At 70.0% G+C, this 15,190-nt stretch carries 16 protein-coding genes; 11 read left to right on the forward strand and 5 right to left on the reverse strand.

The genetic code is table 11. The annotated features are described in order from the left end of the window. Positions 1-28 precede the first annotated feature (28 nt). Together E1294_RS33830 and E1294_RS57470 are read left to right on the forward strand one after the other, a co-directional pair. Positions 29-760 carry a PaaX family transcriptional regulator C-terminal domain-containing protein gene (locus E1294_RS33830; RefSeq protein WP_132515044.1) on the forward strand — a complete coding sequence of 244 codons (732 nt, stop codon included), beginning with the start codon at positions 29-31 and terminating at the stop codon, positions 758-760. A gap of 279 nt (positions 761-1,039) precedes the next feature. Next, positions 1,040-2,350: a M23 family metallopeptidase gene (locus tag E1294_RS57470; protein WP_165977614.1), complete on the forward strand. Its 1,311-nt coding sequence runs from the start codon at positions 1,040-1,042 to the stop codon at positions 2,348-2,350. Between the two features lie 64 nt (positions 2,351-2,414). Here the strand turns inward: E1294_RS57470 and E1294_RS33840 are convergent, their stop codons facing one another. The 3 genes from E1294_RS33840 to E1294_RS33850 form a co-directional block, all read right to left on the reverse strand. Next, on the reverse strand, positions 2,415-3,428 hold the full coding sequence (locus E1294_RS33840) for a hypothetical protein (protein ID WP_132515046.1): 1,014 nt from the start codon (positions 3,426-3,428) through the stop codon (positions 2,415-2,417). Between the two features lie 78 nt (positions 3,429-3,506). Further along, positions 3,507-4,904, reverse strand: a complete 1,398-nt coding sequence (locus E1294_RS33845; protein ID WP_132515047.1) for a glutamate-cysteine ligase family protein — start codon at positions 4,902-4,904, stop codon at positions 3,507-3,509. A 152-nt stretch (positions 4,905-5,056) separates the two neighbouring features. Next, complete coding sequence (locus E1294_RS33850) at positions 5,057-5,176, reverse strand: SDR family NAD(P)-dependent oxidoreductase (RefSeq protein ID WP_181958595.1); 120 nt, start codon at positions 5,174-5,176, stop codon at positions 5,057-5,059. 50 nt (positions 5,177-5,226) lie between these two features. On the opposite strand from E1294_RS33850, the gene E1294_RS57475 reads away from it, so the two are divergent. From E1294_RS57475 to E1294_RS33880, 6 genes are all read left to right on the forward strand, one after another. Continuing rightward, positions 5,227-5,574 (forward strand): MmyB family transcriptional regulator, encoded by a 348-nt coding sequence (locus E1294_RS57475; RefSeq protein ID WP_281284555.1) that lies wholly within the window; start codon positions 5,227-5,229, stop codon positions 5,572-5,574. Positions 5,575-5,590: 16 nt separating this feature from the next. Continuing rightward, a complete protein-coding gene (locus E1294_RS33860; RefSeq protein ID WP_132515049.1) occupies positions 5,591-6,637 on the forward strand; it encodes a zinc-dependent alcohol dehydrogenase family protein in 1,047 nt (348 codons plus the stop codon). 41 nt (positions 6,638-6,678) lie between these two features. Next, entirely contained in the window at positions 6,679-7,647 is a 969-nt protein-coding gene (locus E1294_RS33865) for an aldo/keto reductase (protein ID WP_132515050.1), read from the forward strand. Positions 7,648-7,685: 38 nt separating this feature from the next. Beyond that, positions 7,686-9,365, forward strand: coding sequence for a DNA polymerase/3'-5' exonuclease PolX (polX, locus tag E1294_RS33870; protein ID WP_132515051.1), 1,680 nt, complete (start codon positions 7,686-7,688; stop codon positions 9,363-9,365). A gap of 312 nt (positions 9,366-9,677) precedes the next feature. Next, entirely contained in the window at positions 9,678-10,400 is a 723-nt protein-coding gene (locus E1294_RS33875) for a hypothetical protein (RefSeq protein WP_132515052.1), read from the forward strand. A 173-nt stretch (positions 10,401-10,573) separates the two neighbouring features. Beyond that, positions 10,574-11,620: a sulfite oxidase gene (locus tag E1294_RS33880; RefSeq protein WP_132515053.1), complete on the forward strand. Its 1,047-nt coding sequence runs from the start codon at positions 10,574-10,576 to the stop codon at positions 11,618-11,620. Positions 11,621-11,761: 141 nt separating this feature from the next. Here the strand turns inward: E1294_RS33880 and E1294_RS56340 are convergent, their stop codons facing one another. Both E1294_RS56340 and E1294_RS56345 read right to left on the reverse strand, forming a co-directional pair. Next, on the reverse strand, positions 11,762-12,013 hold the full coding sequence (locus E1294_RS56340) for an alpha/beta fold hydrolase (protein ID WP_246083477.1): 252 nt from the start codon (positions 12,011-12,013) through the stop codon (positions 11,762-11,764). 39 nt (positions 12,014-12,052) lie between these two features. After that, complete coding sequence (locus E1294_RS56345) at positions 12,053-12,325, reverse strand: alpha/beta fold hydrolase (RefSeq protein ID WP_246083478.1); 273 nt, start codon at positions 12,323-12,325, stop codon at positions 12,053-12,055. A 593-nt stretch (positions 12,326-12,918) separates the two neighbouring features. Here E1294_RS56345 and E1294_RS33890 point away from each other — a divergent pair. The 3 genes from E1294_RS33890 to E1294_RS58340 all read left to right on the forward strand — a co-directional run. Continuing rightward, the gene (locus E1294_RS33890) at positions 12,919-13,467 is read left to right on the forward strand and encodes a TetR/AcrR family transcriptional regulator (protein ID WP_246083479.1); all 549 of its coding nucleotides are present in this window, start codon (positions 12,919-12,921) and stop codon (positions 13,465-13,467) included. Continuing rightward, entirely contained in the window at positions 13,464-15,029 is a 1,566-nt protein-coding gene (locus tag E1294_RS33895; protein ID WP_132515054.1) for an MFS transporter, read from the forward strand. Before E1294_RS33890 ends, E1294_RS33895 begins: the two co-directional genes overlap by 4 nt. Then, positions 15,029-15,190 (forward strand): FAD-dependent oxidoreductase (locus E1294_RS58340; protein WP_132515055.1); only part of this gene is annotated, 162 nt, incomplete at its 3' end. The genes E1294_RS33895 and E1294_RS58340, both read left to right, overlap by 1 nt.

Raw genomic sequence — 15,190 nt, forward strand, 5'->3', positions numbered from 1 at the left:
CCGGAGTGTTACATATACTCAACACGCGATGGAAGACCGTAACGCCCTGAGTGCCAGGTCGGCCGTGCTGAGCGCGCTGCTGGGCAGCCACCCGCCGCGCCTGCCGGCCCGTCATCTGGTGCGCATCGGCGGGCTGTTCGGCATCGCCGAGGGCACGGTGCGGGTGGCCCTGTCCCGCATGGTCGCGGCCGGCGACCTGGTCCAGGAGGACGGCTTCTACACGCTCTCCGAGCGGCTGATCGAGCGCCAGGCCAGGCAGGACGAGAGCCGCGATCCGCACACCAGGCCGTGGGACGGCACGTGGGAGGTGGCCGTGGTCACCGCCGAACGGCGCGCCCCCGCCGACCGGGCCGCCTTTCGCCACACGATGACCGCGCTGCGCCTGGCCGAGCTGCGCGAGGGCGCCTGGCTACGGCCGGCCAACCTGGTGCGCGGCGCGTGGCCGGAGATCGTCACCGCGCAGTGCACGCTGATCGACGGCCGCCCGCACGACGACCCCACTCCTCTGCTGTGGGACCTGGACGGCTGGGCGGCCGAGGCACACCGGCTGGAGCACGCGCTTGACCACGCGCTTGACCACTCGGGCGGCCTGGCCGAAGGGTTCGTCGTGTCGGCCGCGGTGCTGCGCCACCTGCTCGCCGATCCGCTGCTGCCGGACGAGTTGCTGCCACCCGGCTGGCCGGGCGCGGAGCTGCGGGTCCGCTACGACGCCTTCGACCGCCGCTACCGCGAGGTGCTGAACCGGCATCTCGGCGACTGATCCGCTCGACCGGCACCGACGCGATCGCGCCCCAGATCTGGGCCTGCACGTCGGGTAATGGCCGAATGCGAGTGACATACCGCCGCTATACCGCCGCTATTTATGGTCGATTCCGTACGGAACTCATGCGGAATCGAACGGAGGCGGAGTCACCCGGCTGATGAACGTCATCCCAGCAGCTTCTGACGGCAAGTTATTCGACCGGTTAACGTCCGGGCGCGACCGCGGCGGTGTCGCACAGCGGTTATGTCCCGGCCTGAAATCCCCTGGATGAATCACATGACCTCAACGACATCACTATTACGCGTCGTCGTCACCACGGCACTTATCGCAGCTCTCGGCGTCTGCGGCACGGCGAGCCCCGCGATGGCCGCGCCCGACCTGCAGCTTCCCTTCCCCTGCGGGCAGAAGTGGCAGCTGAACACCTGGGCCCACGCCCCCGCACTCGACATGGTGAAGGAGCCTGACCAGCACGGCACCGACGGCGCCACCCTGATCGCCCCTGCCGCTGGGACGGTGAACCAGTCCTACTACCACGACAACGCCGGCAACATGATCCAGATCGATCACGGCGGCGGCTATTTCACCACGTACATCCACCTGCAGTCTCGTGCCGTCTCGGACGGGGACAGGGTGCGGAAAGGAACGGTGATCGGCAAGGTCGGTAAAACCGGCCCGACCTCCAACGGACACCCGCACCTGCACTTCGAGCTCGGCATGGACGCCAACGGCGACGGGTCGGCCTCATGGGGGTATGCGGGCTCCGAACGGGTCAGACCGACCTTCAACGGCGTCACCTACGGCCAGGCCAACGGCCAGGAGTGGAACAACGTCGAGAGCCACAACTGCCCCGAACCTTCTCCCGAGGGCGTCGCCTCGATCTACGGGGTGCTGCCGGACGGACGGCTGACCTACACCGCGATCGACGCGGCCACCGGCCGCCGCACCCACGGCGCGGTCGTCTCCACCGCCACCCTCGGCTTCACCCCCAAAGCCATGGCCACACTCAACTTCAACACCATCCTCGTCACCAAGGACAACGACACCGGCGGCAAGCTCTACCGCGTCGACATCCGCACCAACCGCGACACCCTCGCCTTCGATCCACCCGTCTATCTCGCCAGCGGCTACACCCACGAACTCCTCGCCTACGACGGCAAGACCCACCTCTACGGCATCGCCAACGGAACCCTCCGCCGCTACACCATCACCGCCACCAAACCCACCCAAACCTCCATCACCGACAACACCGTCATCGGCAAAGGCTTCACCCTCAAAACCCTCACCACCACCGGACCCGACTGGCTCCTCGGCACCACCACCGGCGGCCAGCTCATCTCCTACCAAATCCGCGGCACCGACTCCTGGCAACGCCACCAACTCCGCGACACCACTTGGCAGGTCTTCGACCACCTCCTGTCCCCCGGCGGCGGCGTCTACTACGGCCACCACCACGACGACTCCATGCACAGCTACATCGACAACAACCCCCACGACGGCCGAGACGACGACCTCAGCAAACAGAACACCGTCGACACCAGAGGCTGGGGCCAGACCCTCCTGTCCGCCCAACCCGCCACCGTGACCTGAGAGCGCACCTGCCCGGAGGGCGGGGGTCGTCCTCACCCTCCGGGCCCGCATCCCGCTCCCGATCTCAGAGGCCGACCCCGAAGATCACCCGCTTGTTCGGGTACTCGGTGACGCTCCACAACTTGCCGTCCTGCACGGTCAAGTCCTCGGGCCCGATCGGGAACGGCCTGGTCTGCGTCGTGTCACCGGCGTGGACGAGCAGCTTGCCGTTCGCGGTGGAGCCGGCCGACTGGCTCAGGTACCACGTGCCGCCCGACGACAGCGCCCCCTGGATCTTGGGGTGACCCATCACGAAGGCGTCCTGGGGCTCGCCGCCCGCCATGTCCAGGGTCCAGCGCGCGACCCAGCCGCCGGGGTCGTCCCCCCGGAATTCGCCCGTGATCAGCAGCGGGGCGGCGCCGCTGCGGTCGACCGACACGAACGAGAACCGCGGCCCCGCCGTGGCGACCTGCCACAGGTCGGTCTGCGGGATCAGGTAACGGTAGCCGAAGGCGTGGAACTTGCCGTCGTGCCGCCCGACCCGCTCGGGGTCCCCCAGGTCGTTCTGGGCGGTGCGCAGGTCGAGGAGGTTGCGCAGGTCGAAGACCCGCAGACCCCTGACGGTGTCGGCCACGTAGAGCAGGTCGCCGTGGCAGGCGATGCCGCCCGCGTGGATGTCGATCGGCCCGTACGAGCCGTCGGGCTGGGCCGTGACCAGCAGCGCGTGCCGGTACTTCAGCGTCTGCGGGCTCAGGAAACTCACCCTGATGCCCCGTTCGCCGGCCTCCGGCCGGAAGTACCAGCTCACCACGAACACCGGCACCGCGATGGTGCCGGAGCCCGCCCCGCCGGTGAGGCCCTGCGGGTACCAGTCGGCGGTGCGCTGGTCGCCGTCGTCGAAGGCGTACCACTCGGCCGGCTTCGGCTGCATCGACCCCAGCGCGCCCGCCGCACCCTTGCGCACGGCGGTCCTGTTGGCCTCGGCCAGCACCGTGTCCACAGCGGTGCTGCCGATCTCTCCCGCCAGCTTGGCCGCCCCTTCGGGCAGGTCGCCGGTCGCCCGCGACAAGGCATAGGGGGCCTTATCGGTGGGAACCATCCCCTTTGCCGCCATATCTCCCTCACTTTCCCGTCCCTTGACTGGGTTTGACGGAGCAGGCAGGGCATGAGGTTGCGCTCAATCCCACAAATGCACGGGCAATCCCGAAAGTGCCAGTTCACGGTAGCGGCGCACGAGCCGCTCCCGGTCGCCGCCGAAGCGCGCGAGCGCCTCGCGCTGCCACACCGAGCCCGTACGCCGCAGCCGGGTCCGCTGCGCGATGACGCCCAGCGCCCGGTCCGCGTCGTGCGCCGCCACCCCGGCCGCGAGCAACCCTTCCCGCGCTTCGGGCAGCAGCGAGAGCACCAGCTCCCCCGCCTCGAACTCGGCATCGCTGCCCGGCCACGAAAGCTTGGCGTCCAGCCCGTGCATGGCCGCACGGTAGAAGTTCTGGTACGCCTGCGCGAAGCGGTAGCCGGTCAGGTCGCGCCCGGCCTGCGACAACGTCAGGCCCAGGAGGAAGGCCGTGTTCGCGGCCATGTCCGCGCAGGACGGTCCCGCAGGCAGCGCGCGCATCTCGATCCGCAGGTGGCCGCTGTCGGCCGGGTCGTAGACGGGCCGGTTCCACTGCCAGATCGTGCCCTGGTGCAGCCGCAGCTCGGGCACCTCGTGCGGGCGCGGGTTCTCGGTGATGTCGGGCACGATCGGCTCGTAGTCGCGCACGTACCGCTCGAACAGCTCGTGCGCACCCTCGTGTACCCAGTCCGAGCCGAACGTGACCCGCCCGTCCCTGCGCCCGAGCCGCGCCACGTCCCGGTCGTCGGCGGCCTCCTCCATCAGCGCGATGCGGGTCTCCTCCCACAACTCCCGCCCCAGGAAGAACGGCGAGTTGCCGCAGACGGCCAGCACCGGGCCGATGGCGAGCTGGGCGGCGTTGAACAGCCGGGCGAACCGCTCGGGCGGCGTGCGGATGTGCACCTGCCACGAGGTGTTGGCGGCCTCGAGGATCACGTCCTCCACCGACAGCTCCAGGTCCTCGATCTTGACCAGGAACGGTTCGAGCCGCAGCCGGCGAAAGCCCCTGCTCATGGCGCGGTAGCGGTTCTGGTCGCTCATCGCGCCCACCGTGAAGTCGTCGGCGCTGAGGGTGGGCAGGATGCCGATGGGCAGGGCGCCGCCGCCCTCGACGGCGCCGTCCACCTTGCTGATCGTCTCCTGGACCTCGGCGCTCAGCGTCTCGAACGGCGTGCCCGCCAGCGGCGTGGGGGTGAGGTTCACCTCGAGGTTGAAGCGGCCGAGCTCCAGCACGACACGCTTGTCGCCGAGCACCTCCCGCACCTGGCTGTTGCGCGGCAGCGGCCTGCCCCGCTCGTCGATGAGGAACAGTTCGAGCTCCGCCCCGATCGTGGCGGGGCCCTGACCGAAGCCGGGGGTGGCCAGCAGCTCGCGGAGCACGCCCACCTGCTCCTGGAGGCGTTCACCGAAACGGACGTACTCCGCTTCGGTGAAGCGCTCCTTATCCAGATCTCGTCCCATCACCCCTCACTGTCCCCGTCGTCATGGTTGACACCTCACCAGGGAAGGAAGCCGTCATCCTGCTGGTAGGAGCCGGTGGGGCCGTCGGCGCCGAGGGTCGCGAGCCGCACGGCGATCGCCACGCCCTGCTCAGGATGGCGAGCCCGAGCCGCTCAGCCGCGCTCCTCGTCGCGCGCCCCGATGATCGCGGTGATGTCCTGCTCGGCGAGCTGCCGCGCGAGTTCGTAGCCGATTCCCTCGTTGGCACCCGCGATGAGGGCGATCTTCGTCATGTCCTTCACGTTCGCCCACCTCAGGACGGTACAGAAGAGACCTGGAAAGGCTGGGATCGGCAGTACCACCCAGGTGGGCCGCCGCATCGTGCTCAACGCGCCCGCTCCGCGGTCGCCGACCTGCGCACCGCCCTGGGCCGCTATCCCGGCGACCGCTAGCTGCAGGCTCTGATCACCGAGATGCAGGGGCTCAGTCCGAGTTCGCCGCGTTGTGGGCCCGCCACGAGGTCGAGATCCGCAGCAGGCAGCGCAAGCGCATCAACCACCCCCAGGTGGGCGTGATCGACGCGGTCTGCCAGGTCATGCCGGTGCCCGACCGCATCGACCTCCGCTTCGTCCTCTACACGACCGAACCCGGCTCGCCGTCACACCGGGCCTTGCGCGAGCTGCGGGAGTAGACCCTAAGCTCATGAGATGAGAGCGGTTGCCTTTGACATCTTCGGTGGCGAGCTCGACGTTCGCGAGTTGCCCGACCCGTCACCCGCCCCGCGCGGGGCGGTGATCAGGGTCGAGGCGACGGGGTTGTGCCGCTCCGACTGGCACGGCTGGCAGGGCCACGACCCCGACATCACGTCTCTTCCCCACGTGCCGGGGCACGAGTTGGCGGGCGTGGTGGAGGCGGTCGGCTCCGACGTGCGCGGCTGGCTGCCCGGCGCGGGGGTGACCCTGCCGTTCGTGTGCGCCTGCGGCTCGTGCGGGTCCTGTGTCACCGGCGACCAGCAGGTGTGCGAGCGCCAGACGCAGCCGGGCTTCACCCACTGGGGTTCGTACGCCGAGTTCGTGGCGGTCGACCACGCCGACGTCAACCTCATCGCGGTGCCCGAGGACATGGCCTTCGCCACCGCCGCAGGGCTGGGCTGCCGCTTCGCCACCGCCTTCCGCGCCGTGGCGCAGGTCGGGGAGGTGCGTCCGGGCGAGTGGGTGGCGGTGCACGGCTGCGGCGGCGTGGGGTTGTCGGCCGTGATGATCGCGACGGCGGCCGGGGCGCGTGTGGTGGCCGTGGACATCAGCACCGACGCGCTGCACCTGGCCGAGCAGGCGGGTGCGACACACTTCGTCAACGGCTCGGCCGGCGACGCGGCGGCCCAGGTCAGGGAGCTGACGAGGGGCGGCGCCCACCTGTCCGTCGACGCGCTGGGCAGCCCTCAGACGTGCGTCGCATCCGTCGAGAGCCTGCGCAGGCGGGGCAGGCACGTCCAGGTGGGGCTGCTGCCAGGAGCGCCGACGACGGTGCCGATGGACCGCGTAATCGGCCACGAGCTGCGGCTGCTCGGCAGCCATGGCATGGCCGCGCACGCCTACCCGCCGATGCTGGAGATGATCAGGGCGGGGATCCTCCACCCCGACCAGCTGATCACCCGCACGATCGGGCTGGCCGACGCCGGCAAGGCGCTGGCCTCGATCGGCTCGGTGCCGGGCGTCACGATGATCGTTCCCCGGGCTCCGCACGGAGCGTCCTGAGCTCCGGCCGGCGTCTCCGGCCGGAGTCATAGGGTTGAGCCATGGACTACACACGACTTGGCAACACGGGTTTGAAGGTGTCGCGGATCTGCCTCGGCATGATGAGCTATGGAGATCCGGCCCGGCAGGATTGGGCGCTGCCGCGGGCGGAGGCCGAGCCGATGATTCGCAGGGCCGCCGACGCCGGGGTGAACTTTTTCGACACCGCCGACATCTACAGCAGAGGCGAGAGCGAGGTCGTGACCGGCGACGCGCTGCGTGCGATCTTCCCTCGGCGCGAAGATTACGTGCTGGCCACCAAGGTCTATTTCCCCATGGGCAAGGGGGTCAACGACGGCGGCCTGTCGCGCAAGCACATCCACGCCGCCGTTGACGCCTCGCTCTCCCGGCTCGGCACCGACTACGTCGACCTCTACCAGATCCACCGGTGGGACGACGAGACGCCCATCGAGGAGACCATGGAGGCGCTGCACGACGTGGTCAAGGCGGGCAAGGCCCGCTACATCGGCGCCTCGTCCATGTGGGCCTGGCAGTTCGCCAAGGCGCAGCACGTGGCCGAGGCCAACGGCTGGACGGCGTTCGTCTCGATGCAGCCGCACTACAACCTCCTCTACCGCGAGGAGGAGCGCGAGATGTTGCCGCTCTGCGCCGACCAGGGCGTGGGCGTGATCCCGTGGAGCCCGCTGGCGCGCGGCGTGCTCGCCAGGGCGGGCTCCGACACCTCGACCGCCAGGACGGGGTCCGACGCGCGCATCGACTACCTGTACGACCCGGAGAACGACAAGCTCGTGATCGACCGGGTGGCACAGGTGGCCAGGGAGCGCGGCCTGCCGCCCGCCCAGGTGGCCCTGGCCTGGCTGCTGCACCAGCCTGCCGTGACCGCCCCGATCGTGGGCGCCACGAAGGACCGGCACGTCGACGACGCGGTGGCCGCCGTGTCGGTGACGCTGTCGGACGACGAGGTCGGCTTCCTCGCGGCACCGTACCGGCCGCGTGAGGTGCGCTTCTGAGGCACGAGATTGTCGGCCCCGGACCCTAGGGTGGTTCCATGCGGGCGAATGAGGAGGCGGCGGCGGCGCTGCAGGAATACGCGGAGCTGTTCGCGCTCTGCGGCGGCGACGCCTTCCGTGTGCGGAGCTACCAGAAGGCGGCCAAGGCGATCGCGGGGTTCCCCGAGGACATCTCGGTCGTCGACGTGCGCGGCGTCCCCGGGGTGGGCGAGGCGATCGCCAAGAAGATGGAGGAATTCCTGCAGCGCGGGAGCTTCCGGCAGCTCGACGACCTGCGTGGCCGGGTGCCCGAGGGCGTGCGCAGGCTGACCCGGGTGCCGACGCTGGGGCCCAAGACGGCCATCATGCTGTTCGACGACTTCGGCATCGACTCCCCCGCGGCGCTGAGCGAGGCGATCACCGCCGGCCGCCTCGACGGGGTCAAGGGGCTCGGCCCCAAGACTCTGGCCAATCTCCTCAAGGGCGTCGAGCAGCTCGAGCAGTCGGGCCGCCGGGTCCACATCGGCGTCGCCATGTCGCTGGCCGAGCAGGTGATGGCCTCGCTGGAGGCCGGGCGCATCGCCTACGCGGGCTCGCTGCGGCGGATGAAGGACACGATCGGCGACATCGACATCCTCGCCGTCGCGCCCGAGTCCATCATGGCCGCCTTCCGCGCCCAGCCCTACGTCGCCGAGGTGATCGCGGCGGGCGACAAGAAGACCTCGATCCGCACCACGTCCGGTGTCCAGGTCGACCTGCGTGTGGTGCCGGCCGGATCGTGGGGCGCGGCGATGCAATACTTCACCGGCTCCAAGGAGCACAACGTCGCCGTCAGGGAGATGGCGGTGAAGAAGGGCTGGAAGCTGTCCGAATACGGGCTGTTCGAGGGCGACCGGGTGATCGCCGCCGCGTCCGAGGAGGACATCTACGACGCGCTCGGCATGCAGTTCGTGCCACCGCCGCTGCGGGAGGACGGCGGCGAGGTCAAGGCGGCGCTCCGCGGCGAGCTGCCCACGCTGATCCAGCTCACCGACCTCAAGGGCGACCTGCACACCCACACCGACCTGACCGACGGCATCGCCTCGCTGGACGGCATGGTGGCGGCCGGCCGCGCCCGCGGCTACTCCTACTACGCGGTCACCGACCACGCTCCCGACCTGGCGATGCAGCGGATGACTTTGGACAAGGCGCTGGAGCAGCGGGGCCAGGTGGCCGAGCTGCAGCGGAAACATCCCGGCATGCGGCTGCTGCACGGCACCGAGCTCAACATCGCGCCCGACGGGTCGGTCGACTGGCCGGCGCAGATCCTGCGCGAGTTCGACGTGTGCGTCGCCTCGGTGCACTCCCACTTCGGGATGCCGCGCGACGAGATGACGCGCCGCTTCATCGCCGCCTGCGAGAATCCGTACGTCGACATCATCGGCCACCCGACGACCAGGAAGATCGGTAAGCGCCCGCCCGTCGACGCCGACTGGGACGCCGTCTTCCGCGCGGCCGCCCGCACCGGCACCGCCATGGAAATCGACTCCTACCCCGACCGGTCCGACCTGCCGGCCGACCTGGTGCGGCTGGCCAGGCACCATGGGGTCAAGTTCTCGATCGACAGCGACTCGCACGCGATCCCCCACCTCGCCAACCAGCGGTTCGGGGTGGGGATCGCGCAGCGGGCGTGGCTGACCACCGACGACGTCATCAACACCTGGCCCCTCGACCGCCTCCTGTCCTTCCTGGGGCGCTGACCACTCGGCGCGTGCGCTCTCCCACCGCACGCGCCACCATCACCTCGCGCCACCGTCCCTTCGCCCGACAGGCTGGCGGCTCCCTCACCCGCCCGGGTTCACGGCGGGGAGGCGGCCGGTCCCGCCTTCCGGCAGGTGCACCTGCACGGCAGCGGGGGCGGCGTTCGAGGCACGGGCAGACGGGCGGCACGGCGGGCACCGCGCGCCTTTCGGGCGAGCAGGTCCAGGACGAGCCCCTTGGGTGAATGTGCGGCGACCGGGAATGCGGAAGAATGTCTCGCCGACCCGGCCACCCCCGAGAAGGAGGACTCGATGGGTTCCCCGAGGAAGAAGACGCGCAAGCGGTGGGCGCGCGTTCTCGCCGCTGCCGCCGCGCTGGTGCTCGCGGTCGTCGCCGGTGTCGCGCTCGCCTATCCCTCCATGGCCGCGACGACGTGCCCCGGTTGTTACGGCTTGACCAAGCTGGAGGAGGGCGTCTACACGGAGCCCGGTCTTGAGGACGCCGAGCGGTCCCGGGTGAAGCAGGTGGCCGAGCAGGCACGCCGGCGGGTCGCCGCCTTCTACGGCACTCCGGTGAGCGCTCCCGACCTGCTCGTCTGCCTGACGGAAGACTGCTACGCGCGGATCGGCGGGGGCAAGGAGCGCGGCGTGGCGGTGCTCAACCGGTCGGTGATGCTCTCGCCTCGCGGAGTGAACACGGTGATCGCCTCCCATGAGATGGCCCACGTCGAGTTGCACGCCCGGCTCTCCTCCGGTGCGGACGTGCCGCAGTGGTTCGACGAGGGCCTGGCCGTGGTGGTCTCCGACGACGCCCGCTACCTGTCTCCCGCGTCGGCCGGGGATCGCTGCCTGATCGAGCCCATCGAGCCTCTGCCCGTCACGCTGGATGAGTGGCTGGCCGTCGCACGTCACGACGCCGGCACGTACGCGAAGTCCGCCTGCCAGGTGAGCCGCTGGTTGCGCGACAACGGTGGCCGGGCCGCACTAGCGACCCTGATCGAACGTCTCAACGCCGGGGAGCCGTTCCCGGGCTAGCGTGGCCGCCAGGCATGCGCTCCCGCAGGTGGGGGCAGGGGTAACGACTGAGACATATCCGGGGAACGTTCCCCAACCGGTCAACACGGATTGTCGCGAGGAGTCCCACAAGGGCACGAGAGGAGATTAAATGGTTTACAGATAGGAAATGCCGAGTGCCGGAGGTGACGTACATGAAGCAGGCCACGGCGACGATCGTCAAGCCGCTGCCCGACCATCTGTTCAGGGTGCATGGTGAGAGCGCCGAGATGAGAGGGGAAGCCATGTCCGGGATGGGCTACCACACCCCGAACGACCGGTTCTTCGTGCGCAACCACACCTCCACACCGCTCATCGACGCGACGACCTGGCGCCTGCGCGTCCATGGCGCGGGGGTTCGATGTCCGCGCGAGTTCGGCTACGACGAGCTGCGGGCCATGCAGTCGCGGACGTTCGACGTGGCGATCGAGTGCGCGGGCAACGGCAGGCGGTTCTTCGGCACGCAGCAGCACGACGCCGCTCCGGGCACCCAGTGGGGGCTGGGCGCGATCGGGGTGGCGCGCTGGCGAGGCGTGATGCTGAAAGACCTGCTCATGGAGGTGGGCGTGCGTCCCGAGGCGGTGGACGTGCTGCCCACCGGCCTCGACGCTCCGTTCAAGGACTACGGCCACGTGTGCCGCCCGCTGCCGATCGGCAAAGCCATGGACGACGTCCTCCTCGCCTACGAGATGAACGGCATGCCGCTGCCCGCCGACCATGGATTCCCGGTGCGGCTGGTGGTGCCGGGATGGGTGGGCGTGGCGTCCATCAAATGGCTCGGCGACGTAGAGGTTTCGACGAGCGGGGTTCAGACGCCATGGAACACGGTCTTCTACGCCGACGTCACGACAAACCCGGCCAAGAGCGCTTTCGAGCTCGCCTGGAATGCTCGCCTGCCCGTCGGCGGGCTGCACATCCTGCACGGACGGTCATGGTCGGGGCGAGGCCGGATCGTCCGGGTGGAGGTCAGCTTCGACGGCGGAGCGAGCTGGCGCGAGGCCGAGCACCACGGCCGGCACCTGGTCAGCGCCTGGCTGCCGTGGCACATAACGTGGGCACCCCGGCGCACGGGAGCTCACGTGCTCATGGCGCGCGCCACCGACGCGAGCGGCATCACCCAGCCCCTCGTCACGCCGCACCATCCCTTCGGCTATCACTTCGACGCGGTCGTCCGCCATCCCCTTGAGGTGGTCAACGGATAGATCAGGACGCTGATGTCCCAAGGCGCCGCACCATCGCCGCCGAACGGCTCAGCATGCCCGATTCGCCGGTGGCGGACGTGCCGCACAGCGGTGCCGTTCAGGATTCTGTCCGACCATGGCGATCGGACAGAAATCTGTCGTTCACAGAAATCGGGAAACAGCAGCCAGCCACGCCTCCGGCTGGTCTATATGCGCCATGTGGCCCGCCTCGTCCAGGACAACCGCATCCGTGCACGGCGTAAGCGGCACCAAAGAGGCGGGAAACGTCATGTCGTACCGTCCGTGCACCAGATACAGCGGGATTCCCGACAGACGCTCGACAACATCAGGAACGCGGGCGGAAGGAAAGCGGCCCTCGCGCCAAGCCTGCACATATGTAGCGCTGAATGTCACGTGTTCCAGGCGCCTGCGATATTCGGGCAACGATTGCTGTCAAGCGATGAGGCCACCGTAGGAGAAGCCGAGCACGTCCACGGCCGACGACCCGATCAGTTCGATGAGATCGGCCACCATCGCATCGGGAGTAAGTGGATCAACGACTGGAGAACGCCCGCACCCACGGAGATCGGGAAAGAGCAGGCGCCGCCCGCCCGCCAGCTCGCGCAGCGGCTCGACCAGGTAACTGTGATCCCAGTCGGGCCCGCCGTGAATGACCAAGAGCGTGCGATCGGCAGGGCCGTCGAATTCTCGGACATAGAGACGCACGCGGGAGATGCTAGCCCTCGGACGTGCGGCGGCGTGCCCGCTGGCACGAAGCGCATCACGTCTCCATAGGGCGACGGCGCGGCGACCTCCAGCGAGGCTGCGTTCGCCTCTGGAGCACCCACCAGACGGAGAACCGTCGCGCGAGGGGAGCCGTATCCCGGAGCAACAGATCATCTCCGCCGCTGAACCGTCCGACGTAGAAGGGCGAACGACCACCTCGTCTGCAGGCGGGTACGACCCGGTCGCAGGCATCGGCGGCCGGCAGCCCCGCAAAGGGAGGGGGCCAGGCGGGCGATCGCCGTCGCCGCCGCCGACGGGGCCGTCCCGCACAGAAGAGTCAACAGGGAAACGACCCGGTCAGGGAGGCCTGCGACGGGCGATCACCCCTGCGTCCTCGGAGAGGCAACCCCGCGGAGGACGGCCAGGACCTTGGACGGCGGTCGCCTTCCCCCACCGGATCGCGGGTGGTTGGGCCGAGGGCTCTTCCATCGTGGGCGGCTGGCGATCGACTTGATGAGGCTCTGATGTATCGTATGAGACATGAATGTCTCACAGAGTGGCGATGGCTGATGGCGATGAGCCGGGAGCGGATCATGAGTGCGGCGATGCAGCACCTCAACGAGAACCCGCTCGCCTCCATGGCGCAGCTCGCCGAGGCGGCCGGGATCAGCAGGGCCACGCTGCACCGGCAGTTCAGCAGCCGTGAGGAGCTGATGCTCGCGCTCGGCCATCGCGCGCATGAGCAGTGGGAACAGGTCCAGGAGCGCAGCGGCATGGCCGGCGCGACCGCCTCCGGGGATCCCGAGGTGATGGGCAAGGCGCTGGACGCCATGCTGGCCGGGCTGATCGAGGTGGCCGACGCATACGGGTTCGGCCTGACCGACTACGCCATGCTGGTCGATCCCGAGCTGATGCGCCGTTCCGACGAGCTGGAGGAGCGCGAGATCGCCTTCTACGCCGCGGCGCAGCGCGCGGGGCTGCTCCGCGCCGACCTGCCCGCCCGGTGGATCAGCAGCACGGTGTACGGCCTGCTCGTGGCCGTGCGCGAGAGTCTGCGCCGCGGCGACGTCGCACGCCGGGACGTGCCCCGGCTGCTGCTCACCACGTTCCAGCACGGCGCGGCGCGGCGGGAGGGGTCATGACGACCGCGTCGCCGGTCTCCGCCAGAAGGCGCCGGCTGGGCCTGGCCGTGCTCTCCGCCAGCGTGCTGCTCGTGGTCATGGACATGACCGTGCTCAACGTCGCGCTCCCGGCCATGTCCGCCGACCTGCGGCCGGGCTCCATCGAGCTGCTGTGGATGGTGGACGCGTACGCGCTGGTGTTGTCAGGGCTGCTGGTCACGGTGAGCGCGCTCGGCGACCGGTGGGGGCGCAAGCGCATGCTGCTGTCCGGGTTCGCGGTGTTCGGGCTGGCCTCGCTGGCGGTGCTGGCCGCTAGCAGCCCGCTGCAGGTGATCGCCGTACGGGCGCTGCTCGGGGTGGGCGGTGCGATGATCATGCCGTCGACGTTGTCGATGATCCGCAGCATGTTCACCGACCCCGCGGAACGTGCCAGGGCGCTCGGCGTCTGGGCGGCGATGGCGGCGGTCGGGGCGGCGCTGGGGCCGATCCTGGCCGGGTTGCTGCTGGAGCACTTCAGCTGGCATTCGGCGTTCCTGGTGAACGTGCCCGTCATGGCGGTCGCGATCGCGGCCGGGCTGTTCCTGCTGCCGGAGTCCAGGAATCCGGCGCCCGGCCGGTGGGACGCGCTCGCCACGGTGTTGTCGATGGCGGGCATGGTGGCGCTGGTGTTCGCCGTGAAGGACTTCGGCAAGTACGGCCTGGGCTCCCCCGCCGCACTGGCGGCGACCGTGGTGGCAACGATGACGCTGGGCTGGTTCGTGGCGCGGTGCCTGCGCGGGCCGGATCCGCTGCTGGAGATCAGGTTGTTCCGCAGCGGCTCCTTCTCGGCCGGAGTGGTGACGGCGCTGACCACGTCGATCGCGATGGCGGCGGTGTTGCTGCTGCTGGCACAGTGGATGCAGCTCGTCCAGGGCTATTCCCCGCTGGAGACGGGCGTGCGCCTGCTGCCCGCCGCGCTGGCCGCGATCGTCGCCTCGCCGCTGGCGCCCGGGGTGGCGGCCCTGCTGGGCGCGCGAGCCGTGCTGGCGGGCGGGCTGGGCCTGACCGGGCTGGGCTTCCTGCTGCTGTTCGCCGCTCCTGGGCCGCTGACCTACTGGCCGGTCGCGGGCGCCCTGGTGCTCATCGGCGTCGGGAACGGCGCCCTCGCGACCGCCTCCTCGGTCATCATGTCGGGGACGCCGGCGGCCAAGGCGGGCAGCGCGGCGGCCATCGAGGAGACCAGTTACGAGGTCGGCGGGGCGCTCGGCGTGGCCGTCCTGGGCAGCGTCGCGGCCGCGGCCTACCGGGGCGAGCTGGCGTACGAAGGGCCTGGCGGCGGGGACGTACGCGAGTCGCTGGGTGCGGCGCTCGACGTGGCCGAGGGCCTCGGGGCGGCGGGCGGGCCGCTGGCGGAGCAGGCGCGGGCGGCGTTCACCGAGTCGCTCGTGCTGGCCAGCGGGGCGGGAGCGGTTCTGCTGCTGGCCGGCACGGTCGCGGTGTGGCTGCTCGCGCCCAGCCGCCTGCGGCATGTGGACTCCTCCGACGCTCACGATCTCGCGCCCCGCACGGAAGACGGGAGGTGTGACAGCACGCCGAGCGTGTGATGTCACATCGGCCCCGCCTTCTTCCGTCTGATGGGGCGAGAAGAAAGGGGAGAGTTGTGACGAAGAAGATCGTGGTGGTCGGCGGCGGGCTGGCCGGTCTGGTGGCGGCCATCGTCTGCGCGGAGGCGGGTGCGGAGGTGACGCTGCACGAGGCGCACCAG

The sequence above is a fragment of the Nonomuraea diastatica genome (assembly GCF_004349015.1).
GTDB classification, from domain to species: Bacteria; Actinomycetota; Actinomycetes; order Streptosporangiales; family Streptosporangiaceae; genus Nonomuraea; species Nonomuraea diastatica.

Bases quoted from the DNA above. Each gene is read 5' to 3' on its own strand.
- E1294_RS33830 (WP_132515044.1), top strand. From the start codon at position 29: ATGGAAGACCGTAACGCCCTGAGTGCCAGGTCGGCCGTGCTGAGCGCG.
- E1294_RS57470 (WP_165977614.1), top strand. From the start codon at position 1,040: ATGACCTCAACGACATCACTATTACGCGTCGTCGTCACCACGGCACTT.
- E1294_RS33840 (WP_132515046.1), bottom strand. From the start codon at position 3,428: ATGGTTCCCACCGATAAGGCCCCCTATGCCTTGTCGCGGGCGACCGGC.
- E1294_RS33845 (WP_132515047.1), bottom strand. From the start codon at position 4,904: ATGGGACGAGATCTGGATAAGGAGCGCTTCACCGAAGCGGAGTACGTC.
- E1294_RS33850 (WP_181958595.1), bottom strand. From the start codon at position 5,176: ATGACGAAGATCGCCCTCATCGCGGGTGCCAACGAGGGAATCGGCTAC.
- E1294_RS33860 (WP_132515049.1), top strand. From the start codon at position 5,591: ATGAGAGCGGTTGCCTTTGACATCTTCGGTGGCGAGCTCGACGTTCGC.
- E1294_RS33865 (WP_132515050.1), top strand. From the start codon at position 6,679: ATGGACTACACACGACTTGGCAACACGGGTTTGAAGGTGTCGCGGATC.
- polX (WP_132515051.1), top strand. From the start codon at position 7,686: ATGCGGGCGAATGAGGAGGCGGCGGCGGCGCTGCAGGAATACGCGGAG.
- E1294_RS33875 (WP_132515052.1), top strand. From the start codon at position 9,678: ATGGGTTCCCCGAGGAAGAAGACGCGCAAGCGGTGGGCGCGCGTTCTC.
- E1294_RS33880 (WP_132515053.1), top strand. From the start codon at position 10,574: ATGAAGCAGGCCACGGCGACGATCGTCAAGCCGCTGCCCGACCATCTG.
- E1294_RS33890 (WP_246083479.1), top strand. From the start codon at position 12,919: ATGAGTGCGGCGATGCAGCACCTCAACGAGAACCCGCTCGCCTCCATG.
- E1294_RS33895 (WP_132515054.1), top strand. From the start codon at position 13,464: ATGACGACCGCGTCGCCGGTCTCCGCCAGAAGGCGCCGGCTGGGCCTG.